The 20,960-nt window shown below is 47.8% G+C and carries 23 protein-coding genes; 4 read left to right on the top strand and 19 right to left on the bottom strand.

The annotated features are described in order from the left end of the window. Window positions 1-59: 59 nt before the first annotated feature. The 8 genes from BM412_RS08220 to BM412_RS08185 form a co-directional block, all read right to left on the bottom strand. Window positions 60-296, bottom strand: a complete 237-nt coding sequence (locus BM412_RS08220; RefSeq protein WP_091216173.1) for a tautomerase family protein — start codon at window positions 294-296, stop codon at window positions 60-62. 15 nt (window positions 297-311) lie between these two features. Then, complete coding sequence (locus tag BM412_RS08215) at window positions 312-947, bottom strand: DsbA family oxidoreductase (RefSeq protein ID WP_091216171.1); 636 nt, start codon at window positions 945-947, stop codon at window positions 312-314. Next, window positions 944-1,495 (bottom strand): NAD(P)H-dependent oxidoreductase, encoded by a 552-nt coding sequence (locus BM412_RS08210; RefSeq protein ID WP_091216169.1) that lies wholly within the window; start codon window positions 1,493-1,495, stop codon window positions 944-946. The genes BM412_RS08215 and BM412_RS08210 overlap by 4 nt, the downstream gene beginning before the upstream one ends. Before the next feature lie 103 nt (window positions 1,496-1,598). Next, on the bottom strand, window positions 1,599-2,336 hold the full coding sequence (locus BM412_RS08205; protein WP_091216166.1) for an SDR family NAD(P)-dependent oxidoreductase: 738 nt from the start codon (window positions 2,334-2,336) through the stop codon (window positions 1,599-1,601). A gap of 167 nt (window positions 2,337-2,503) precedes the next feature. Next, entirely contained in the window at window positions 2,504-2,827 is a 324-nt protein-coding gene (locus tag BM412_RS08200; RefSeq protein ID WP_091216164.1) for an NIPSNAP family protein, read from the bottom strand. 43 nt (window positions 2,828-2,870) lie between these two features. Further along, window positions 2,871-3,608 (bottom strand): SDR family NAD(P)-dependent oxidoreductase, encoded by a 738-nt coding sequence (locus tag BM412_RS08195; protein WP_091216161.1) that lies wholly within the window; start codon window positions 3,606-3,608, stop codon window positions 2,871-2,873. A gap of 65 nt (window positions 3,609-3,673) precedes the next feature. Further along, on the bottom strand, window positions 3,674-4,246 hold the full coding sequence (locus BM412_RS08190; protein WP_091216160.1) for a TetR/AcrR family transcriptional regulator: 573 nt from the start codon (window positions 4,244-4,246) through the stop codon (window positions 3,674-3,676). Between the two features lie 45 nt (window positions 4,247-4,291). Continuing rightward, window positions 4,292-5,473 (bottom strand): YbfB/YjiJ family MFS transporter, encoded by a 1,182-nt coding sequence (locus tag BM412_RS08185; protein WP_091216157.1) that lies wholly within the window; start codon window positions 5,471-5,473, stop codon window positions 4,292-4,294. Window positions 5,474-5,602: 129 nt separating this feature from the next. Here BM412_RS08185 and BM412_RS08180 point away from each other — a divergent pair, with 129 nt between their 5' ends. Beyond that, the gene (locus tag BM412_RS08180; RefSeq protein ID WP_177245709.1) at window positions 5,603-6,709 is read left to right on the top strand and encodes a GerAB/ArcD/ProY family transporter; all 1,107 of its coding nucleotides are present in this window, start codon (window positions 5,603-5,605) and stop codon (window positions 6,707-6,709) included. Here the strand turns inward: BM412_RS08180 and BM412_RS08175 are convergent. The 6 genes from BM412_RS08175 to BM412_RS08145 form a co-directional block, all read right to left on the bottom strand. Continuing rightward, a complete protein-coding gene (locus BM412_RS08175; RefSeq protein WP_091216155.1) occupies window positions 6,698-6,928 on the bottom strand; it encodes a hypothetical protein in 231 nt (76 codons plus the stop codon). The two genes, BM412_RS08180 and BM412_RS08175, sit on opposite strands and share 12 nt — an antisense overlap. Next, complete coding sequence (locus tag BM412_RS08170) at window positions 6,925-8,103, bottom strand: Ger(x)C family spore germination protein (protein ID WP_091216152.1); 1,179 nt, start codon at window positions 8,101-8,103, stop codon at window positions 6,925-6,927. The genes BM412_RS08175 and BM412_RS08170 overlap by 4 nt, the downstream gene beginning before the upstream one ends. A 48-nt stretch (window positions 8,104-8,151) precedes the next feature. Continuing rightward, the gene (locus BM412_RS08165) at window positions 8,152-9,720 is read right to left on the bottom strand and encodes a spore germination protein (RefSeq protein ID WP_091216149.1); all 1,569 of its coding nucleotides are present in this window, start codon (window positions 9,718-9,720) and stop codon (window positions 8,152-8,154) included. A gap of 158 nt (window positions 9,721-9,878) precedes the next feature. Continuing rightward, window positions 9,879-11,294: an MFS transporter gene (locus BM412_RS08160; protein ID WP_091216146.1), complete on the bottom strand. Its 1,416-nt coding sequence runs from the start codon at window positions 11,292-11,294 to the stop codon at window positions 9,879-9,881. A gap of 332 nt (window positions 11,295-11,626) precedes the next feature. Further along, the gene (locus BM412_RS08150) at window positions 11,627-12,127 is read right to left on the bottom strand and encodes an LURP-one-related/scramblase family protein (RefSeq protein ID WP_091216143.1); all 501 of its coding nucleotides are present in this window, start codon (window positions 12,125-12,127) and stop codon (window positions 11,627-11,629) included. A 41-nt stretch (window positions 12,128-12,168) separates the two neighbouring features. Further along, entirely contained in the window at window positions 12,169-12,711 is a 543-nt protein-coding gene (locus BM412_RS08145; protein WP_091216141.1) for a helix-turn-helix domain-containing protein, read from the bottom strand. A gap of 117 nt (window positions 12,712-12,828) precedes the next feature. On the opposite strand from BM412_RS08145, the gene nfsA reads away from it, so the two are divergent. Further along, entirely contained in the window at window positions 12,829-13,605 is a 777-nt protein-coding gene (gene nfsA, locus BM412_RS08140) for an oxygen-insensitive NADPH nitroreductase (protein WP_091216138.1), read from the top strand. Between the two features lie 43 nt (window positions 13,606-13,648). On the opposite strand, the gene BM412_RS08135 is transcribed toward nfsA, so the two are convergent. Then, window positions 13,649-14,314 carry a DUF4367 domain-containing protein gene (locus tag BM412_RS08135; protein WP_091216135.1) on the bottom strand — a complete coding sequence of 222 codons (666 nt, stop codon included), beginning with the start codon at window positions 14,312-14,314 and terminating at the stop codon, window positions 13,649-13,651. After that, entirely contained in the window at window positions 14,298-14,858 is a 561-nt protein-coding gene (locus BM412_RS08130; protein WP_091216132.1) for an RNA polymerase sigma factor, read from the bottom strand. The genes BM412_RS08135 and BM412_RS08130 overlap by 17 nt, the downstream gene beginning before the upstream one ends. Window positions 14,859-15,086: 228 nt before the next feature. On the opposite strand from BM412_RS08130, the gene BM412_RS08125 reads away from it, so the two are divergent. Beyond that, window positions 15,087-15,443: a hypothetical protein gene (locus tag BM412_RS08125; RefSeq protein ID WP_218163128.1), complete on the top strand. Its 357-nt coding sequence runs from the start codon at window positions 15,087-15,089 to the stop codon at window positions 15,441-15,443. Window positions 15,444-15,613: 170 nt separating this feature from the next. Here the strand turns inward: BM412_RS08125 and BM412_RS08120 are convergent, their stop codons facing one another. Both BM412_RS08120 and BM412_RS08115 read right to left on the bottom strand, forming a co-directional pair. Beyond that, the gene (locus BM412_RS08120) at window positions 15,614-16,174 is read right to left on the bottom strand and encodes a 50S ribosomal protein L25 (RefSeq protein WP_091216127.1); all 561 of its coding nucleotides are present in this window, start codon (window positions 16,172-16,174) and stop codon (window positions 15,614-15,616) included. Between the two features lie 70 nt (window positions 16,175-16,244). After that, window positions 16,245-16,523 carry a helix-turn-helix domain-containing protein gene (locus BM412_RS08115; protein ID WP_091216124.1) on the bottom strand — a complete coding sequence of 93 codons (279 nt, stop codon included), beginning with the start codon at window positions 16,521-16,523 and terminating at the stop codon, window positions 16,245-16,247. Window positions 16,524-16,736: 213 nt separating this feature from the next. On the opposite strand from BM412_RS08115, the gene BM412_RS08110 reads away from it, so the two are divergent. After that, complete coding sequence (locus BM412_RS08110) at window positions 16,737-18,332, top strand: phytoene desaturase family protein (protein ID WP_091216122.1); 1,596 nt, start codon at window positions 16,737-16,739, stop codon at window positions 18,330-18,332. Window positions 18,333-18,663: 331 nt separating this feature from the next. Here BM412_RS08110 and BM412_RS08105 read toward each other — a convergent pair whose 3' ends face one another. After that, entirely contained in the window at window positions 18,664-20,715 is a 2,052-nt protein-coding gene (locus tag BM412_RS08105; protein ID WP_305728715.1) for a transglycosylase domain-containing protein, read from the bottom strand. Between the last annotated feature and the right edge of the window lie 245 nt (window positions 20,716-20,960).

Below are 20,960 nucleotides of genomic sequence, written 5' to 3'. Positions count from 1 at the left end.
TTATGCGATGTAAAAACACCAAACCCGACAACTGCCGGGCTTGGTGTAGGAATAACTGTTTATTTCTTCTTAGCGGCAAGCTGACTGCGATACTCCAGTGCAGGCAGTCCGCCCCAGCCCCAATTATCGGTGTCCACTTCTTCAATGACGACGAAGGTCGCTTCAAACGGCTTATTGAGAACGTTGAGCATGAGCTCACTGGCCCCTTTAATAAGAGCTGCTTTCTCTTCGGCCGTAATAGACTGACGATCAGGTGTAGTCCCTTCTTTGGTCACTTGAATCGTTACGATCGGCATATTTGTTCTCCCCTATCAGATCGTTTGTTTAATCACATTAATGAATTCATCAGGCGATTGCAGTCCCGATAGACTAACCTTCTCGTTAATGATAAAGTAAGGCACTCCTCTAACCCCTAGCTTCTGTGCATTTCGCTGACCGGCTTCAACTTTATCGACGCCTTCACCGCTCATTAGACGTCTTTTCAACGCATCGGCATCATCCGCTGCCTTCGAATCCATCGCAATGCGAACGAGCTCATCCACATTGCCGATATCAATACCTTCTTCAAAATAAGCCTTGTACAGCGCTTCAATTACTTGCACTTGCAGATGCTCCGGTGTAATTGCAACTAACTGATGGGATTTTGTAGTGTTTGGCGTATATTTCACAAGATCCATATTATAGTTAAGGCCAAATTGCGCGCCTGTTGTATTGTACTGTTTCATTCTTGCTTCGAATTGTGCGGTTCCGCCTAATCGGCCGATCATCACTTTGCGATAATCCTCACCTTCCGGTCGGATATCCGGGTTAAGCTGGAATGCATGCCATTGAACAGTTGCTTTCGTGTCATCCGGCAATTGCTCTACAGCTGACAGCAGACTCGTTGTTCCCATTCGGCACCATGGACAAATCGTATCGAAATAAACATCAATCGTTACTTGTTTCACTTCGCTGTCACCGCTTGTTTCACCGGCTGCACCGTTTTGATATGGCGAATATAATCGACTTTGCTTTGCGCCAAGCGTTCATCGGAGAGATTAGACACATCGCTTAATGCAAAGTGAGGCAAGTATGACGCGCTGATAAAATGAGCAAGTGCATCGATCGGACGCAAGATTTCTTCGAGCGTATAGCGATTAAAGCCGTCCGGTTGGTATGAAGCTTCAGATCCATAAGTGGAGATGGCAACGCCAATCTCTTTACCTGCGGTTTTGCTGCCGTCCGGACCGTAAGCCCAGCCATATTGCAACACGGTATCAAACCATCTTTTCAGCAATGTCGGTGTGCTGTACCAGAACAAAGGGTATTGGAAAATAATCCGATCATGCGCTTCAATTAGCGCTTGCTCCTTGGCAACGTCGATATTCTCGTCCGGATACGTTTTGTATAACTCGTGAATTGTGATTTCGCCGTGCTTCTCTAATTCTTCGCGCCATGTACGATTCACTCGGGATTGTTCCATATTGGGATGAGTAATGATGACTAGTGTTTTCATGTGTAATATCTCCATTCGTTTTGGTTTTTTGTTTGATAATAAAGACGGACTCATAATTAAGGTAAATGTCAGTTCATTAATTGGATCAGCGGTTTTGATTGGATCAGCGGCCCGCGTTTTGCCCGCCATCTACATGTAGGATCTCCCCGGTTACGAAATTTGCAGAATCCAAGTAAAGGATCGCATCCACAATATCGCTTGCTTCGCCCATTCTGCCTACCGGATGCAATTTATTCAAGAAATCATGTGTTTCTTGAGGATGCATTGGCGTTTTGATGATACCCGGTGCAACGGCATTCACGCGAATCCCTTTATCGGCGTATTCAATGGCCAGGGACTTCGTCGCGGAATTAAGGCCGCCTTTAGTCAGCGACGCTAAGATGGATGGCACTCCGGCGATCGGTTGATCTACAAGGCTCGTTGTAATGCTCACGATATGACCATGTCCGGTTTTCAGCATTTCAGCTGCCGCACGGCGGGTAATTTGGAAGAATCCGCCCATATTGATCGAAACCACATTTGCAAAGTCCTCATCTGTGTACTCTGTAAATGGTTTTGCAAGGAAGATACCCGCATTGTTAACCAAGGTGTCGACGCGTCCGAAGCGATCCAATGCCGCTGCGATGACACGATCGGCAACCTGAGGATCCGAGATATCGCCGGCAACTGCCGCGACTTGCGTGCCTGTTGGATCAAGTTCCTTAACGGCAGCGGCTAGTGAATCTTCACGGCGTCCGTTGATTACTACATTCGCTCCGCGTTTCACGTATTCCATCGCTGTTGCTTTACCAATTCCGCTGCTACCACCTGTAATGATCACTACTTTACCTTGCATATTCATTGTTTCAATCTCCTCCAACCTATTAATAGGTAGTTTATTTGTTTAACGATTCTTATCTTCTTCCTAAGCTCGACTGTGCTTCAGCAGTTTGCGTTGTGTTTTGTTCATGTGTTCATTCTACCTTTTAGTAGGTAGTAAATCAACGGAAATATAAGGGGCTATTCGTATTAATTGTTCTTGAAAAAAGGGACATTCTTCATGTAGATACTTTCTTGTTTCTCTACCAACGCTCCGTCTGCTTCCGTAACACGTCTCAATTCGAGCCATTCCGGATCATTACGGAATCGTTCGTAGTTGGCGTTGCGCAGCTCCATGTTTTCATGCTCAACTATATAATACAGCTGGTTTTTGTCTGTATCGACATCGTCCCAGAAATGCGTAATTTTCATTCCGTGCTTACTGAACAGCTCAATAACATGGTCCCTGAATCGAGCTTGAATGGCTTGCATTTTACCCGGCATGATATGATAAACGCGTAATTCATATAACATAAATGATTCCTCCCATAATTTGTTTGATTGCATTAAGCGAGTATTAACGACCTGCGTTTTGTCCGCCATCCACATGCAAGATTTCACCGGTCACGAAGTGTGCGCTATCCAAGTATAGAATCGCGTCGACGATTTCACTCATTTCGCCCATACGGCCAAGCGGGTGCAATTTCGCAAGGAAATCGTGCGTTGCTGCAGGATGCATAGGCGTTTTGATAATGCCCGGAGCAACAGCATTAACACGAATGCCCTTCTCTGCGTATTCGATAGCCAGTGACTTGGTCGCGGAATTGAGACCACCTTTGGTTAGAGAAGCCAATACCGACGGTACTCCGGCAATCGGCTGATCAACAAGACTTGTTGTAATGCTAACGATGTGGCCATTGCCGGATTTCAGCATTTCAGCTGCTGCCCGTCTTGTAATTTGGAAGAATCCGCCCATATTGATGGACACCACATTAGCAAAATCCTCGTCCGTATATTCCGTAAAAGGCTTAGCAAGGAAGATACCTGCGTTATTGACCAGCGTGTCAATACGTCCGAATCGATCCAATCCGGCAGCGATAACACGATCGGCTACTTGAGGATCGGAGATATCACCGGCAACGGCGGCGACCCGCGTACCTGTAGGATCAATCTCCTTCGCTGCCGCTTCTAGTGTATCCTCGCGACGGCCATTTATAACAACGCTTGCTCCTCGTTTCACGAACTCCGTTGCAACTGCTTTCCCAATCCCGCTGCTTCCACCTGTGATAACGACTACTTTATCTTGCATATTCATGGCTCACCTCTCCTTTTACCTATCAATAGGTAGACTATTTGCTTGAAAAAATCCGCCTTTAATTCTTATTTAAAAGCGGATAATATTCCTTCGGCAATCCTGTCATATCTCTGGATATCCTTAAAGCTTCTTGCAATTAATTGAGCTCCTTGTACTGCAGCGAACAATGTATGAGCTTGCGTTATTGCGGCGCCTTCATACCGTAGGCTTCCTTCTTGGCGACCATTCTCCAATACCTTGGTTAACCAATTCAGGTTGATGTCAAAGAATTCTGCAACTCCATTACGTGCTCGTTCCGATAACGAGGTCAAGTCAGTTGATAACATAACGCCCAGACAAGTTCGATAATTGTCTGCCGGTCCACTGCGGTACAGCTCAATGAACTTAAGCAATTTATCGTAACTGTTCGGCATTTCTCCATCAACCCGTGCAATGAATGCATGAAAGCTTTCACGATAGCGCTTGATAAGCGCTTCTCCCAAATCCTCCTTACTCGGATAGTGGTAATGAATACTTGCGGTACGTATTCCTACTTTCTCGGCGATGTGAGCGTAGCTGAATCCGTTAAAACCGGACTCCATCACCATTGACTCGGCGGCATCCAAAATGGCTTCTGCTGTGTTTGTGTTTTTGCTCATGTGGTTATTCTACCTTCTAGTAGATAATAAATCAAGCCGGAAATTTCAGGTGCTCTTATCGTTCTCCAATTTATGAACAACTATGCTGCCGATGCCAAGCGGCAAGCTCAGCGCGCCAATCCACACAATCACCGCTGCACCCAGTAACGCGACGAGATAATTACCGTGTCCCGAAATGAGCAGACCGGCAACAAGCGGACCGATCATCTGGCCCAGGCCAAATGAGGCAGTCAGTAAGCCGATTATTTTTCGATTGTTCTGTGGATATAACTCCTTGGCATAAGACACAAACAAAGTCGTGATACCCATGAAGGTCGCTCCGAACAGAATCGCGCCAATGTATATGGCAGATATCGATGATAGAAGAACCGGCAGTGCAATACCTATCGACTGCAGGAGCATCGCAACGGTTAATGTCCATTTCTTCCCTAACCTGGCGGCCAACAGGGACCAAGCCACACATGATGGTGCTGCGGCGATACCAACCAACATCCAGCTGAGTGATGCAATGTTCGGTATATCCGATACGGTCTTCGCAAAAGCAACAAGGTAAGTGCCGGTCACAATGTAGCCTAAGCCTTCCAAGCCATAGGCAATCATTAGCCAAATTAAGATTCTTCGCACGGCCGAAGCCGATTGCCGCTGCTGTGTAGGAGAATCGATTATCTTAGGGTTAGTTTGGTTGTTACCCCGCAACGAATTCCATGCCACCACGCTGAGAATCAGACTGATGATACCGAGTCCCTGCCACGCTTCGATCCAGCCGCCATCTTGAGTAAAGAGCGGTACTGCAAAGCCAGTAAGCAGAATTCCAACCCCTACACCACCGTAGAACACTCCGGTTTGCAGCTCCGAAATCCGTTCCAATACCATGCTGGAAGCAATAATAAACACAACTGCGCTGGCAAGTCCCGATAAGAAACGAAACAGAAACCAAACTTCGAAGTTGTGGAACAAACTCATACCCCAAGTGGTCGCAATACTTGAGATTAATCCGATCAGCAGCAGCAACGGCCGATTTCCAACCTTTATCATCGTCAGCATGATGGCGCCGATCAAATAACCCAAATAATTGCTTGCTGCCAGATAACCCGCTCCCGTTGTCGAGAACAGACCATGCTCCATCATCATGGGCAGAATCGGCGTAAAAGCGAACCTGCCTATCCCCATCGCTACGATCAATGCCGTCATGCCGCCAAGCAGAACAAGCCAAGTAGGTCTCTTCATTCCTCATCCCTCCCTTCACCTCTATCAACTGCCGCTATGATCATACACCGTTACCTGTTTGCTTGTATATCTCGTTCTTTCATTGTAAATACTTGGTACAACTATCGACAGAAAGGAGAAGAAGTGCCGATGAAAGTGCAACCAAGAGAACAAATCACAGCGACGCAGCTCGGCTTTTTACTGATAACCTTTGTTATTTCTACGATTATCTTGACGGTACCCGGAATCATGGTCATGTTCGGCAAACAAAATTCTTGGATGTCCTTCTTCCCTGCCTGTTTAACCGGATTGCTTAGCATTTGGGTGATGATTACGCTTGGGAAACGGTATCCGGGCTTAACGATTACGCAGTACAGCTCCAAAATCGTCGGCAAATGGCTGGGCGCTTTGCTGGGAATCAATTATATCTACTATTGGTTCATATCGATCACAACGATTACCATGCAGCACGTGGGTTTTGTAAGCACGCTCTTGTTACCGCAAAGCCCGCATATCGTCGGAAGTCTGACATTCTTGATTCTATGCGCGATAGCCGTCCTTACCGGAATCGAAGTTATCGCCAGATGCAATGAACTCATTAGCATGATCATTTTGGTTTCTTTGCTGCCTCTATTGATCTTGACAGCCAGTATAGGCGATTTCAATCAACTTAAGCCGGTTTTGGGAGACGGCGTGGTCCCTGTTCTGCAAGGAGCTGTTAGTCCGGCCGGCGGGTTTATGAATCAACTCTTTATATTGGGCTGGCTGTACCCTTACTTGAATCAACCTCATAAAGCACGCAAAGTATCTTTAATTGCGCTTACCTGCATTTTCGTTATCATAGTAGCCATTGTATTGCTTACCATAACGGTATTGGGTCCTTTAACAGGCAAACTGACCTATTCGTTCTTAAGCGTTATCCAATATATCGGCATTACGGGATCGTTTGAACGCTTGGAGGCTGTCGCTGTTTCCATTTGGGTAATGGGATGCTTTGTTAAAGTAGCCATTTGTTTGTTTATTCTGTGCCTGTGTGTTTGCCATCTCTTCGGAATGCGAAATTATCGTGAGTTCGTGCTGCCCGTAACCATGATGTCTCTCGTTGGCTCCGTATGGATCTTCAAGAACGGGTCGGAACTGTTGAACTATCTCGCCTTCACATTCCCGCTCTTGGCTTTCTTCAACCAAAGTTTTTTGCCGTTGTTGTTGCTGGCGATTGACTCCATCAAGCGAAGGGGTCGACACTCACTGCTTTAGCAGCATTTTCCCGATAGGCTCGAAAATCATTCTGGCCGGTTCCACGAAGCTCGGCAGTTTAACCCGTGCCAATAGGATAGAACCCACTATAGCGGCGCTCGCCAGAATACAACCGTAAACCACTGCTTCTTTGTTTTTTTGCTGTCTTCGCAGCGCCTTTATCTTCACAATGGCCCATACCGACAATAGAAGGACATACCCCGTTATTTTCACGGTCATTTTACGATCTCCTTTTCTTTCAATTGCAGAGGAGCGCCGGCCATTCCAGCCCCGTTAATCCTAAGGTCAGCTGCAATCGACACCTCCACTTCGGGATATTTGCGATCCCATTGGCCTTTAAGCAATTTCCATGCCTTTGGATTGTTGCGATAGACGCTTTGCCCGATACCAATGCTGTCAACTTGATAATTCTTTTGCACTTTAGCCAATGCTTTACGGATTTGCAGTTCAATCGACTTCTCCATGGCTTTCTGAACAATCAGCAGATTGTTAGGCCTGCTTACGTCCAAGTGCGTATTATTCTCCACTAAACTTGCTTGACCTTCCACCTGAATGCTGACAGTGATTTTATCCCCGTCTACTTGCGATGTGATCCGCCGCTTAGCATGATCAACAATCACCCCCACAGATCCGCCATATTGCGGAAGATAGGTTGTAACTCTTCCATTCTTCATTCGATCGGTTGCCCACAACAATCCATTTGTCTCTTCCTGATCCAGAAAACCGACTACTTTCAAGTCCTTAAAGACGGCTGAGCCCATAAGGCCGAATAATTTGTTTTTGCTTCCTTTGGCAGAGGTCGAATATACATCCTCCCCTATCGCACCCATAACGGGGTTGATACCTTCGCTTGTTGCTTCTATAAAGAAGTCCCGAAGTGTTGCCGATAGATTCCCTCCCAATCCTTCCATTTCCTTGACTGCTTCGGTCGGCACATGTTCAAAGGGATATTTAGTGCGCAGAACTTCCTGCCCTTTTCCCCCCCGCACTACCATGATGTAGGTTTTCAATCGTTGGCGCGGATCATGCGTGAAAACATCCAGCACATCGTTAATCCCGTTTCTGCCAAAAGCTTCGCTTATAAAGATAACGCTGCGATGCGATGTAAATAATCTGCGCGAGCTTTGATTTTGAAGCTTCTGGAAGGCTTCATTTGCATTCTTCCCAGTAGCGGATAGAACAAAAAAACGATCTTGCTGGCCGCTTTCCCCCATTCCGGCAGAAGGGATCGCGATCTGTAATGAAAGTAACGTCTCGCCATTATCCGTTACGTCAAATGCCGTACCCGAAATGAATGCGAGGTCATTGATTTCCGTTCGATCCCAGCAACCGCTTGTGATCAACACGGTGAATAGTAGACCGATGCATAGGATTGGTTTTATTTTCAAATTCATGTCCCTTTCTCCGTCGCTATAAGCCGGATACCAACTCTCGAACGGCCGTTACCCTTGCGAAGGGCTTGGTTCCTGATCCCCGGGCTCCCGAACCGGATTGTTCTTTCCCGTAGCCTGCGGACGATGGGTTCTCGCCCAAATTGGTGCTCGGATTAAAACATCCTTTAAACTGCTGAGGGAAAGAGGAGCGATCGGTTCAAAATAGGGAATGCCAAAAGAACGAAGCGCTGTAAGATGCAATAAAATCCCGAGAAATCCCAGTACGATGCCGTAAAGGCCAAGCGTACCGGCCAGGAATAAAATCGGAAATCGCAGTAACCGGATTCCATTCGCGAAGCTGTACCTCGGAATTGTAAAAGCAGCTATACCCGTAATCGATACGATGATGACGACAGGTGCCGATATGATTCCTGCCTGCACGGCTGATTGGCCGATAACCAATGCCCCTACGATGCTGACGGCTTGTCCGATTTGCTTCGGTAATCGAATCCCTGCCTCTCTCAATGCCTCAAAGATGACTTCCATCAGTAAAGCTTCAATTAGAGCAGGGAACGGAACGGACTCCCTGGAGGCGGCAATGCTCAGCACGAGATTCGTTGGAATCATTTCCTGATGGAACGTCGTTACCGCAACATAAAGCGGTGGCGCAAATACGGCAATGAAGATGAATATTAATCGGATCCAACGCACGAAAGTCGCAATCGGCCAGCGAACATAATAATCCTCGCTAGCTTGCATCCCCGTCCAGAATGTCATGGGGACGATTAATACGAATGGGCTTGTATCAACAAGAATGGCTATTTTTCCTTCCAATAGCTCTGCTGCTACCACATCAGGCCGTTCTGTGCTGTGCACCAGTGGAAATAGAGAATAGGGTGAATCTTCGATGAATTCTTCAATATACGCTGAATCAAGGATGCCATCGATCTTAATCCGTGATACCCTCTGCCGAACCTCCTCGACTATGGAGTCCTCGGCAATACCTTTTATGTAACTGATTACTAATGTGGTTTGGGTTAGTTCTCCGATTGAAATGGATTCCATTTTGAGTCGCGATGTTTTCAATCTGGTTCGGATTAACCCAATATTCGTGGAGATACTCTCGATGAATCCATCCCTCGGACCGCGGATGACCGGCTCGGAAGAAGGCTCCTCCAGGCTGCGCTGTTTGGAGCCTTTGACCTTGATCATCATGGCATGATTATCCGCTCTGGTGAGCACGATAGCATGACTGTCCAATAAGTGGTTTACAATTTCCGAAACGCTGGAGGTGACATAGGTTTTCGCCGCGGTTATCATGTGATCGTCCAAAGCTTCAGCTTGTACAGTGCTCTGCTCACGATGATTATTTCCGGTAATCAAAGGCTGCAAGATATGTTTATCGATCAGTTCCTCTTCTACGGAGCAAGCGAAGAAGATGACAATCCACTGCTTTTGGCCGGCTGATTGGATCGTACGGAACACGATATCGGAGCTTTTGTCGAAGATTCGTTTGAAAATCAATTCATTTTGATCTAAATCCGAAGTTAAGCTTGTGCATTCTTCAGCTTCGGAATGATCCTCCGGTATAGTTGGATACGTAGGTTTGCTTCGTATCCATTTCCTAAACCCCTTCACTGAATAAGCCTCCTATCGAGTAATTCGATACCCCTATCTTCCCCCATTATTCGGCAATAATATGCTGATACCTAAAGAGCCTGAAGCTATTTGCAGCAATAAAAAAACAACCGACCTGCGAGACAGGCCGGTTGCTTGGGACACGATAAGAGCAGTTGTTATTTATTCTCGGCAGCCATGTCGGCAGCCGTACTTTTTTTCTTTAACCAACGGTAAACCAATGCGCCGGCAATGGAAAGCAGCGCAACGAGAACCATTCCCCAGATGAGATTATCGAAAGCGCGGACAGGTGACAAGTCATGCTGCCAAGCAAGTGCGCTTGCGGATAGAGCGACACTGAATGCCCCGCTTATAAACTGCATCAGTTGAAATAGCCCCATACCCGAGCCGACCAATTCTTTGGGCAGCAATCGTGACATCTCGTTTGACACCGAGCTGGAGATCGCGGTGAAGCTCACGCTGGTCAAAATATAGATTACTCCAAGCGCTAAATACGATTGCGTTGCGAATAGCGCCAGCAATACGATTGAACTTAGCAGCAGCCAAGGCATATACCGAAGCAGAGCTCCATTGCCGTAGCGGTCAATGATGCGGCCAACGCGATTCGAGACGAGCATAGCAAGCAGAGCGCCGGGGAACAATACTAATCCGGAAGCACCTGGCTCAAGACCGTAGATATGCGACAATATTTGCGGCGCAAGGAACAGGAAGCCGAAGCTGACCATATAAGCTCCGATCGCTACAGACGCTAACACCAGGTACGATTTATTACGGAACAGAACAGGCATCACGAATGGATTCTTCGCAGTACGGATACGAATGGCGAACAATAGGATTGCAACAATGCCAATACCAAGCGCTAACAGGCTCTTCGAAGTTAGGAACAGCAGCAATGAAGTTGTTCCAATCCCGATTAGCAATGCGCCAAGCACGTCAAATGTTCCACCCGTTGCTTTCTCAGCAGGCAGCATGCGCAGGAAAATCGGAATAAGCAGCAATGTAAGGCCGGTAATTACGAACAGGAAATGCCAACCCAAATATTGCACGACGGATCCGCCGATTACGGGGCCAAGACCCAAACCAAGTGAAGTTGCAGCCAGCATTATCGACATGGCTCTGCCACGGCGCGACAAAGGAATATAGCGAGTCAGAAGCACAATACCCAGTGATGGAATCGCACCGGCACCTGATGCCTGAATGAGTCTGGCAACGAGCAACATCCCGAATCCATCGCTGAACAACCCTAACAAGGATCCTCCCCCGATGGACAGCAATGCCGCAATAAATAAAGCGCGGATTGGCAGGATATCCGATAACCTACTGTACGTAATCGACGAAATAGCAAATACAATCGAATAACCTGTCACGATCCATGACGCTGTTGACGTGGCGAGTGTAAATTGTTCTGCGACTTTAGGTAATGCCAGGTTAAACATCATGGTGTTCATAATCACTAATACGACTGTAAAGCCGAGCATGAACGTAACGAAATGTTCGTTGGTCAGTGCTTTCTTCTCGGCTGTGACCGACGGCTGCTCGAGCGGTGTATGACTTATAGAAATGGATTTACTCATGTATTTTACCCCCTGTTAGTTTGTTGCACTCTTTCGGGAACGATCGTTCTCTAATGGTCTAAAAAAAAGAATTTCGATCGTCTCGCCTTGGCTCAATGTGATCTTAACACTTTGAGAACGATCAGTAAAGAATAAATTTTGTAAAGCCGCATCTGAAATATAAAGCAATGCGGCGTGTTGATTCTTTATTTTTTGGAGTAAATGATTTTCTTGATGCTATCGTAGGAAAGACAATAAAGATCGGATAATTGCTCCATTGACAGTCCGTTCGCGAACTTATGACGGATCCTTACCATATTTATCAATTCATGTGTAATTTTATGTGCGAATACTTAGGTGTTTGCGCTGCTTGCAGCCCGCTGCCTCTTCTGAATCGTATGCATGCCCATGATTACGGCTACCAGCTCATAGGAATCCAAATATTCGCTATCGTTGTTTAGCCTAAATGCGCCGGAAGAAAACCATCCGTTCACCTGCTCGAATCGAGCAACCAGCGAGCCGGATTCATCGGTAATCTCATATTCCTTGGAAAATGCCGGCGATAGGATCTCGTAGCTTCCTCGCCCTTCCGTCTCATAGGTAAATTTCTTAGCGAAAAACGTAAACCGGCTTTTCAGGATACCTATCTGCTCCCCGCTCGCATTGCTGACCTCCCATTTACCTGATAAGAAGGGGAAACCTCCGGCACATTGCAGCTGACTATTTAAACCATACACTTCTATTGAAGAGCCAAACGCGCTCTTCAAATCCAAATGCCCGACGTTCTCTTCCTGTTCATTTAGAATCTCCGTAACCCCGGAATTGAAGAAATTATCTCTGAAATATAAGTTCAATGTACTCGCCTCCTATTTGTTTCATGCGGCTCTCCTGACTTCTACTCGTCAATTCGGACAAATGAGCTGGCGTTAAGCTTATGCATGAAATCTCGCACAAAGATCAGCTGCTCCGGCGAGTAGTCTGCTGAGAAGCGTACGGCACCTAACTTAATGCGCTCGTCAAGCCGTTCGTGCAGCCGATAGATCGTCTCGCCTATCTGCGTTATACGAAAATGCAGCTCCTTCTTATTGCCCGGCAACGTTTCGATCGCTATCAATCCCAGTGCAGCCAGACGTTTCGTCACCTTGGAGACCGTCCCTTTAGGAAAGCCAAATCGGCTTGACAACATGCTGCCATTCGCTGCGCCAAGCTTGCCTATGCCATCCAACACATGGAGCATCATAGGTGTCATTTCCTTCAAAATCGTTCGCACTTCCGCATCATCGGAGCACTGCGAGAGCAGCCAAGCCGCCTCATCGTCATCTTCTTGCTGTATCTTAATCGCGAACTGTCTGAATGCTTCGAATACATCTTGCAGAAGCTGCTCGTCATGCGTATGTTTCATGATCAACAACGCCGCCTTATTCTTGTTTGAACTCATTATAACAAATCTCTTCGGGCCGTGTAAAATTGTTTCCAAGAAACATTATTGACATCACCATGCCGTTAAGTTATATTGTTTCCAGGAAACATAATTGACTGAAGGAGTGACCCATCCATGAACCACACAACATCCGGCAAGATGACAAATGAAGTATTGTCCACGATAATGAATCACCGTTCGATCCGAAAATTCAAAGACGAGCGTTTAACGCGCGAGCAGGTTGAAACGATCGTCCGTGCCGCCCAGATGGCTGCATCCTCGAGCTTCATGCAGGCCTATTCGATTATCGGACTTACCGATCCTTCTTTGAAACGCGAATTGCGAGCAATAACAAGAACGCCTTATGTGGAAGAAAACGGACATCTGTTTATTTTCTGCGCGGATCTTCAGCGGCTAACCGTAATGGCAGACGAACAAGAGAAGCAGGACATGAAAGTGATGCTGGAAAGCTCCATGGCCTACCAAATCGCTATTGTCGACGCCACTCTCGCCGCTCAGAATGCTGTGCTCGCCGCAGAATCACTTGGACTTGGCACCGTCATCATGGGAGCGGTCAAGAAAGATATCGTGCGTCTGGATCAAATGCTCGGGCTGCCGGAGTATGTGACTCCGCTCTTCGGCATTGCAGTCGGTGTCCCGGACCAGCAGCCGGAATTGAAGCCCCGTCTCCCCCTGGAAGCTGTTTACTTTGAGAACCGCTACGCCTCAGATGAAGAACAGCAGGAACGCATCGCGGCCTACGATCGGAACATTAACGAATACTACCAGACCCGCAGTGAGAACAATCGCATGGACAACTGGTCGCGTAAACATATCGAGAAGCTGACCAAGAAGATTTCACTTTCCGGCATGACGGAATATGTTCAAAGCAAAGGGTTGAATGTGAATTAAGCGACAATAAAACAAGGGCCGCCTCCACGGCAGCCCTTGTTTATTATTTTACCGACTCCGCGACCTTCATCGCCTGATCCGCCGACAACGGACCGGTTATGGAGTACTGAATATCGTCTATAAGCCAATACAACTCTACAAGCTCAGGTTGTTCGAAAACGAACGCTTCGCTTCCACTCACTTGCGTCTTCGTGAACAAATCCACCGGAAATGCTGCCGTCAAGCGGCTTACCGCGTACGTAATGGTCTTCTCCCCTGACGTATAGGTGAGAATGACGTCCCTGGCCGGTTCATCCTTCATCCCCACCGTTACAATGCCCGTTAGCGAATACCCTTCCGGTATGACATCCGGTACGAGCATGCTCGGTCCAAAGGCCGCTCTCGCTTCCTCAATCGTACTTACTTGCGTGGTGATCAATTGAGACAGCTGCGTGCCGCTGGTTCCTTGGTTGGTTGAAGGTACGTTGTCTGCTGAATTCGTTCCCGGATTTTGCTGCCCAAAGATCAAGAAAACGGCAACAAGCATAACTGCTGCGGCAATCCCCATCGTCCATTTATTCTTGAAAATAAACCCACTCTTCGACTTCCGGCCAGCTGCTTCCTGACGAATACTCGCCTTCAAACGGTTGCTCAACTGCATATCGTTGAATAGAATTTCATCCGATTCTTCCCGAAGCTGCTGGCGTAATTGATTATCGATGTCTGTCATCTGTCGATTCCTCCTTGTTAATCAGCTTAGCTAATGTTTCACGTGCCCGGTGAAGCCTGTTTCTTACTGTGCCTTCCGGTGATGAAGTCGCATCTGCGATTTCCTTGGTGCTGAGGTCCGAATAATAGTACAGATACAGTGCTTCTTGATACGGCAAAGGCAGTCGAAGCAAATACTGCAGCACTTCGCTTTTCTTTAGTTTCTCCAGTGCCTCTTCCTCGACGCTGATCGTTCGACCTTGTTCCATTCTGCTGGGATCGGTAGGCTGTTCGGTGAACATACGAACCCCCATTTTATCTCTGCAGACATTGACGGTAATCGTCGTCAACCAAGTCTTAACGGTGCTGTCTCCGCGGAATGATGTCCATTTGCGGTAGCTGCGCAGAAACACTTCCTGACTGATATCTTCTGCAAGATGCCGATCGCCTGTATAGAAATAAGCGGTACGCATAACAATGGCACCGTAACGATCCATTAGCTGCTCGAGCGCTTCTGCAGGGTCTTTCGAGAATTGTTCTTTGTTCTGTATGCCGGCCGGCTTCACTGGATAACCACCTCCACCTTATTAGACGGTCTTCGCATCAGAATCGCTGCATGGTTATTATCCTTTTTTCAAAAAAACCGTATTCTCTTATACTGCTCCGTTTCGATCAAGCTTCTATCAACCTTGCGTCTAGTAAATGTGCATCCGCCTATAACATTCGATAGATTCGCTACATATAGTATTAAGATCCCAAGATAAAGGAGTTGATAGATATGGCTTGTGGTTGTAATGGTTCTCGTGGCAATCAAGGTACTCAGGGTACGCAAGGTTCTCGTGGCTGCAACTGTAATCGCGGAAGCCGCGGTAACCAAGGTACTCAGGGTACTCAAGGTACTCAAGGTTCGCGTGACTGCAACTGTAATCGCGGAAGCCGCGGTAACCAAGGTACTCAAGGTACTCAGGGTACTCAGGGTTCGCGTGGCTGCAACTGTAATCGTGGAAGCCGCGGTAACCAAGGTACTCAGGGTACTCAAGGTTCGCGCGGCAGCAACGGCTCGCGTGGCAATCAAGGTTCGCGCGGCGGAAACGGTTGGCAGAATAACAGCAATGGCTGGTGGGTTTGGCGCGGCTAATACTAGTTTCTAGTTTCTAGCTTCGCAAATCTGCTAGCGGATTGAAACTTTATCTCCAAAAGGCCTGTTCTAAATAGGTCTTTTGGAATTTTATAGCAACTTCATTGCGAGAATACATAGGTAACACAAAAAACCTCTCAGCAGTCGCTGAGAGGAATTATAGGTTTAATTGCGTGAAATCGATTATGCGATTTCCTCATGTACCTTTTTGATTTGAATCATCACAGTCTTCGGATCTGTCAATACTTCGATCCCCGCTTGGAAGATCAAATCCGAAACGAGCAACTGATCGCCGCTATCCAGGTTACTGATGTCTACTTCCATGGTAGTAGGCAAATCACCAGGCATGCAGCGCACTTCAACTTCATGTAGGAGTACTGTCAATGTCCCGCCGGACTTCACGCCAGTCGCTTCGCCGGCAAAGTGTACCGTCACTTTACTATCCATGCTTTCCGTCATGTTCACATGATGAAAATCAATATGCAGCAGTTTGCCTGTCATAACTTCCCGTTGAATGTTCTGCACTTTGATCGGCATTACTTTCTCATCAGGAGTAGTGCCTTGCAGAATTGCCCTCGGATTGCTTCTCAAAATTTCCAGCATTTCCGATTCTTTCACTTCTAAAGACAAAGTATCTTTACCAATACCATACAACACGGCTGGAATACGCCCCTGCTTTCTTGCTTGATTCCTGTGGGACTTTGTTTCTCCAGTGCGTTTGTTTAATTGAATAAATATACCCATTTGTTTGTTTCCTGCTCTCTTTGACCATAAATTCTTGTCAGTATCATTATATCATGACCATAGAATCTAGTCAATCGAGCACATTACTTCGATTACCCTCCGATGAAATCAATTTATCAGTTACTTGATCATGATCAACAGCTTCTTCGATTCCAATCAGATCTCCGGGCTGTACATTAAAATATAAACAGAGTTTTAGCAGCAAATCTCTCGGATATTGGACCATTTCATCTTTATACATGCGGCGAATGGAATCAAAGTGATAATTGACCTCCTTCGCAAGCTTGCGAATCGATAATTTTGGATCATGTTTCTCCATAACCTCTTTAAGTCTACTGCGTATAACCATTACTCACGCACCCCCTCATTTACTATATAAAGGAACATTTAGTGAGTCAATAAATGGACAAGTAATAACGGTCAAGAGACAGGATTACCTTTATTACAAGTACTTATTATATTTTAGGAAAAATTTGGGGTTGTCGACAGTAACCGCCACTTCTCGCTCCTCCGAATGCGTTAAACTGGTACTGGCACTTAATCTTGGAGGGGGGCTCGTCATTTGAACAAGTATGATGTCATCATGATTGGCAGCGGTCATAACGCACTTATCACGGCTGCTTATCTTACACGCGCGGGAAGAAGCGTCCTTATGCTGGAGAAGAACGACCGCCCGGGCGGGTTTTTACGTACGGAAGAACTCACATTGCCAGGATTTAAACATGATGTATACGCCGCTGCTCACCCTCTATTCCTGACAGGTCCTGCATATGCGGATTTCAAGAAAGAGCTCGAAGCGCGTAGCCTGCATTACGTCAACACGGACCTCCCCACCGGTGTTTCAATGGAAAACGGGGATACGGCCGTCTTCGCAAGGTCAGTCGAAGAGCTTACCGTCGAAGCAGAGCGCCTGGCTCCGAGTGACGGAGCGGTACTCGGACGGATGTTCGAGGCATTCGCGCCTTATGCCAGTGATGTCTTCGAGCTGTTCAACTTAGATTTATCCAGTCAACAGGCCACCGAGATTATACATAGGCTGCTATATGACAAACGAGTTGGGGGCAAAAGCATACCTACGTTCACCCCCTCCCTGTTCTCGACCGCCCGAAATGTCGTAAGTGATTTCCAGTCGCCGGTCATGCGCGCTATGTTGGCTTCATGGGTCACACATTTAGGTCGAACACCTGATGAAATCGGCAGCGGAATCTGGGTGCCGCTCACAGCAATGGCGCTTATGGGCGGTGGGATGCCAATACCTGCAGGCGGGAGCGAACAGCTTGCACAGGCCTTGACTCGGTTAGTACAGGACCAAGGCGGCAAGATCCTTACCGGTACTATGGTCAAGAAGATCATCGTCAAGCATGGAAAAGCGGTCGGCGTTCGCACGGCCGATGGCGAAGAATACCATGCAAAACATGCGGTTGTCGCATCAACCGGCCCGGATCAGCTGTTCCTGTCGCTGCTAGCGGATACCGAAGTCAGCCCTGACATCCGCAGTGAAGCGAAGGGGTTCCGCTACGGAAGGGGCTGTGTTCAAATCCATCTCGCGCTAAGCGAAGCGCCGAAATGGCCGGATGGTCGGTTCCATCGCGTCGGACAGCCCCATTTAACCGATGGGCTCGACGGGTTTACTCAAGCCATCGCTCAAGGGATGGCGGGTCTGCTTCCAGCCAAGCCAACGTTTACGGTGGATTGCTCGACCAACCTTGATCCCTCCAGAGCACCTGCCGGCAAAGCGATCATGCGGCTCCAAGTTCTTGAAGTGCCTTGCCGCCCGCGCGGAGATGCCGCCGGCCTGATTGATGTTGGCGATGGTACGTGGACGCCCAATCTTACCGAACGCTTCACGGAACGCGTTATTGCCGTAGTTGGCAAGCATATCCCGAATATACCGGACGCGATTATCGGGAAATCTGTCGTTACGCCGGACACGATCGCCCGTTTCAACCCGAACTCCGGGCCCGGCGACCCTTACGGAGGCTCACATGATTTCGCACAGAGCTACTTGTTTCGACCGCTGCCGTCCCAACCAAGCCACAGAACTGCAATTCCAAATCTGTTTATGTTAGGTGCGGCTACGTGGCCGGGGCATGGCATTAACGGCGGATCAGGTTATATTGTGGCACAGCAGCTGTTAGCTCAAGACATGCATGAATAGGATCACAACGAAAAGCTGCCGGACTTATTCTCCGGCAGCCGAATGACAGAGAAACCCAACGCGTATAACACGTTGGGTTTCTTTTCTGTACTCCGAATAAACTCTAACGGTTGTCAGCGTGGCTATTTCATGAAATAAACTGCTTTAACATTTCTAACGGTTGCAGGTATCGTTAATCGCTGCAAAACAGTAGATTTCTAACGAAAAATGCCCAAATAAGCCCGCTCACAGCCGTTAGTAATGAAATACTTTCTTTTTGGGTTAAATAGCCGCTGTCGCAACCGTTACAGCTTCCTCTCTCGACGCTCCGACAGCTTTACTTTATCTAAACTCAATCTTTATCCTTCGGCCCACCATGCTTGTCATGCCCCTTCGGTGGGCGGTCCTCATCTTTCTGACCGTGGTCATTCTTAGGACCTTTATGACCGGGACCTTTATCTCCCTTATCTCCTTTATTCCCCTTGCCTCCCGGCTTGTGATCCTTATCTCGATCATCCGCTTTCGGCGGCTTCCCGGGTTTCTTCACAGCATTGCCCGGCGCTTTCGGAAAAGCGAGAATCGGTTCGCCTTTCAGCGCCTCGCTCATCAACTCCCGGAATACTGCCGCCGCTGCCTTTGATGTTGTCGTTAGATAATGCTGTGCATCCGTATGATCGTACCCAAGCCATACGGCTCCGACAAGCTGCGGGGTATAGCCGACAAACCAGTTGTCCTTGATTCCTTCGCCTCCGGTTCCCGGCATTTCGGTTGTGCCTGTTTTACCGGCGACAGGTCGACCTGCAAGTGCAGCTACCTCCCCTGTTCCTTCCTCAACGACGCCTTCAAGCATGGCAGTCATCGTACGCGCAACGGAAGACTCGGTCGTCTTCACGCCTGCATCCCCGGCTGCTTCAGCCAGTACTTCGCCATCTGCCGATTCGATGCGGATAATGGAGTGGGCCGGATTGCGGGTCCCATCATTGGCAAAGACACTGAACGCTTCAGCCATAGTCAGTGGAGAGACACCTTCTTGGAGTCCGCCCAGTGCAAGCCCAAGCGTTCTGTCCTCGTCCTTGAGCTCGATCCCGAAACGCTCAGCTGCCTCCATCCCCGCATCAATCCCCATCTCATTCAATAACCGCACGGCCGGAATGTTATAAGAATTTATGATCGCTTCGTAGATCGATACTTCTCCGTGGTAGCCGCCTCCGGCATTCTTCGGTTCATACCCTCCGAAGGCGACCGGCTCGTCGAGCAGCGTATCATCGGGACGATAGCCCTGTTCGAAAGCCGGCGTGTATACGGAAATCGGCTTCATCGTGGAACCGGGCTGTCGCTTCAGCTGCACGGCGCGGTTAAATCCACGGAAAGGCTGCTGCCCTCTGCCGCCAACGAGCGCTTTAATCCCGCCATCACGCGGATCGACCAATACCGCACCGCTTTGAATAAGCTGGTCGGCATTGCTGGTTGGAAACACCGCATTGTTCGCATACACCTTTTCTGCGGCTTGCTGCATTTTCGTATCCAACGCCGTATGTATCCGCAATCCTCCATGCAGGATTTCATTCTCGGTCAACCCGTACAAGGCGGACGCTTCTCGAATGATTTGATCCACATAATACGGATACTTTATGCCTTCTCCGCGGTTTGGCTTGGCGCTTCCGAGTTTGATCGGCTCACGGACCGTCTTCTCATACGCAGCCGGGCTTAGTTTCCCTTGATCCTTCATGAGTTGAAGAACAATATTACGGCGTTCTAACGCTTTATCGAGATGCTTAAACGGCGAAAGCGCCGAAGGGGCTCTGATAATGCCTGCCAGCATCGCCGACTCTGAAAGCGTAAGGTTCTCGACTTTCTTGCTGAAGTAAGTCTCTGCCGCTCGTTTAATTCCCCAAGCCCCTTCGCCAAAGTAGATTTGGTTGATATACATTTCGATAATTTGTTGTTTGTCGTATTCTCCTTCGATTTTTTTGGATAAGAGTACTTCGTTCCATTTCCTCCCCCACGTTCGATCATGAGTCAGAAAGACGTTCTTAGCCAGCTGTTGCGTGATCGTGCTCGCACCTTGTACCGTCTTTCCGCTCGTTAGATTGGTCGTTAGTGCACGGGCAATGCCCCATAGGTCAGCCCCGTTATGCTCAAAGAAACGTTTATCTTCAACCGCAACGACTGCATCGATGAGATGCCTTGGCAATTGCTCAAATGTAACGGGTTCAATGGTATTGAGTGAAATTCGGCTTGCTACTTCGTCATCTTGATCATAGATAATTGTGGCTGCCGGAAGCGGCTTCGCCAGCAAAGTAATATCCTGCTTGTTTACCAGTGCTCCGAAGACGGCCCAGCCTAATGCAACAACCAATATACCTGTCAGTATTAAGGCTACTCCTAGCTTCTTCCACGACATTTGTACTGTCGATCTCTTTTTACTTCTCGGTTTCATATAAGTCTCCCAACCTCTTCCTATCCTGCCCTGCCTCAGATAGTAGTTCGCAGAGAGAATCGAATTTCAGTAGGTTGGAACCCAAATTCGTTCTTTGTAATTACTGGGGATGCTGTACTTACACCTTATTTTAACGTTATACAGCCACAATTCTTAAGTTACATAACGTCTTCTGTCTTTATGTTAACAATATTTTTCCATATTCCCTG

The sequence above is a fragment of the Paenibacillus sp. BC26 genome (assembly GCF_900116125.1).
GTDB classification, from domain to species: Bacteria; Bacillota; Bacilli; order Paenibacillales; family Paenibacillaceae; genus Paenibacillus_Z; species Paenibacillus_Z lignilyticus.
Note: the sequence above shows the minus strand (reverse complement) of the source record. Positions and strands in the feature narration are given on the sequence as shown.

Excerpts from the sequence above, each read along its gene's own strand:
- BM412_RS08220 (WP_091216173.1), bottom strand. The coding sequence starts at position 296 with ATGCCGATCGTAACGATTCAAGTGACCAAAGAAGGGACTACACCTGAT.
- BM412_RS08210 (WP_091216169.1), bottom strand. The coding sequence starts at position 1,495 with ATGAAAACACTAGTCATCATTACTCATCCCAATATGGAACAATCCCGA.
- BM412_RS08205 (WP_091216166.1), bottom strand. The coding sequence starts at position 2,336 with ATGAATATGCAAGGTAAAGTAGTGATCATTACAGGTGGTAGCAGCGGA.
- BM412_RS08200 (WP_091216164.1), bottom strand. The coding sequence starts at position 2,827 with ATGTTATATGAATTACGCGTTTATCATATCATGCCGGGTAAAATGCAA.
- BM412_RS08195 (WP_091216161.1), bottom strand. The coding sequence starts at position 3,608 with ATGAATATGCAAGATAAAGTAGTCGTTATCACAGGTGGAAGCAGCGGG.
- BM412_RS08190 (WP_091216160.1), bottom strand. The coding sequence starts at position 4,246 with ATGAGCAAAAACACAAACACAGCAGAAGCCATTTTGGATGCCGCCGAG.
- BM412_RS08185 (WP_091216157.1), bottom strand. The coding sequence starts at position 5,473 with ATGAAGAGACCTACTTGGCTTGTTCTGCTTGGCGGCATGACGGCATTG.
- BM412_RS08180 (WP_177245709.1), top strand. The coding sequence starts at position 5,603 with ATGAAAGTGCAACCAAGAGAACAAATCACAGCGACGCAGCTCGGCTTT.
- BM412_RS08175 (WP_091216155.1), bottom strand. The coding sequence starts at position 6,928 with ATGACCGTGAAAATAACGGGGTATGTCCTTCTATTGTCGGTATGGGCC.
- BM412_RS08170 (WP_091216152.1), bottom strand. The coding sequence starts at position 8,103 with ATGAATTTGAAAATAAAACCAATCCTATGCATCGGTCTACTATTCACC.
- BM412_RS08160 (WP_091216146.1), bottom strand. The coding sequence starts at position 11,294 with ATGAGTAAATCCATTTCTATAAGTCATACACCGCTCGAGCAGCCGTCG.
- BM412_RS08145 (WP_091216141.1), bottom strand. The coding sequence starts at position 12,711 with ATGAGTTCAAACAAGAATAAGGCGGCGTTGTTGATCATGAAACATACG.
- nfsA (WP_091216138.1), top strand. The coding sequence starts at position 12,829 with ATGAACCACACAACATCCGGCAAGATGACAAATGAAGTATTGTCCACG.
- BM412_RS08135 (WP_091216135.1), bottom strand. The coding sequence starts at position 14,314 with ATGACAGACATCGATAATCAATTACGCCAGCAGCTTCGGGAAGAATCG.
- BM412_RS08125 (WP_218163128.1), top strand. The coding sequence starts at position 15,087 with ATGGTTCTCGTGGCAATCAAGGTACTCAGGGTACGCAAGGTTCTCGTG.
- BM412_RS08120 (WP_091216127.1), bottom strand. The coding sequence starts at position 16,174 with ATGGGTATATTTATTCAATTAAACAAACGCACTGGAGAAACAAAGTCC.
- BM412_RS08115 (WP_091216124.1), bottom strand. The coding sequence starts at position 16,523 with ATGGTTATACGCAGTAGACTTAAAGAGGTTATGGAGAAACATGATCCA.
- BM412_RS08105 (WP_305728715.1), bottom strand. The coding sequence starts at position 20,715 with ATGTCGTGGAAGAAGCTAGGAGTAGCCTTAATACTGACAGGTATATTG.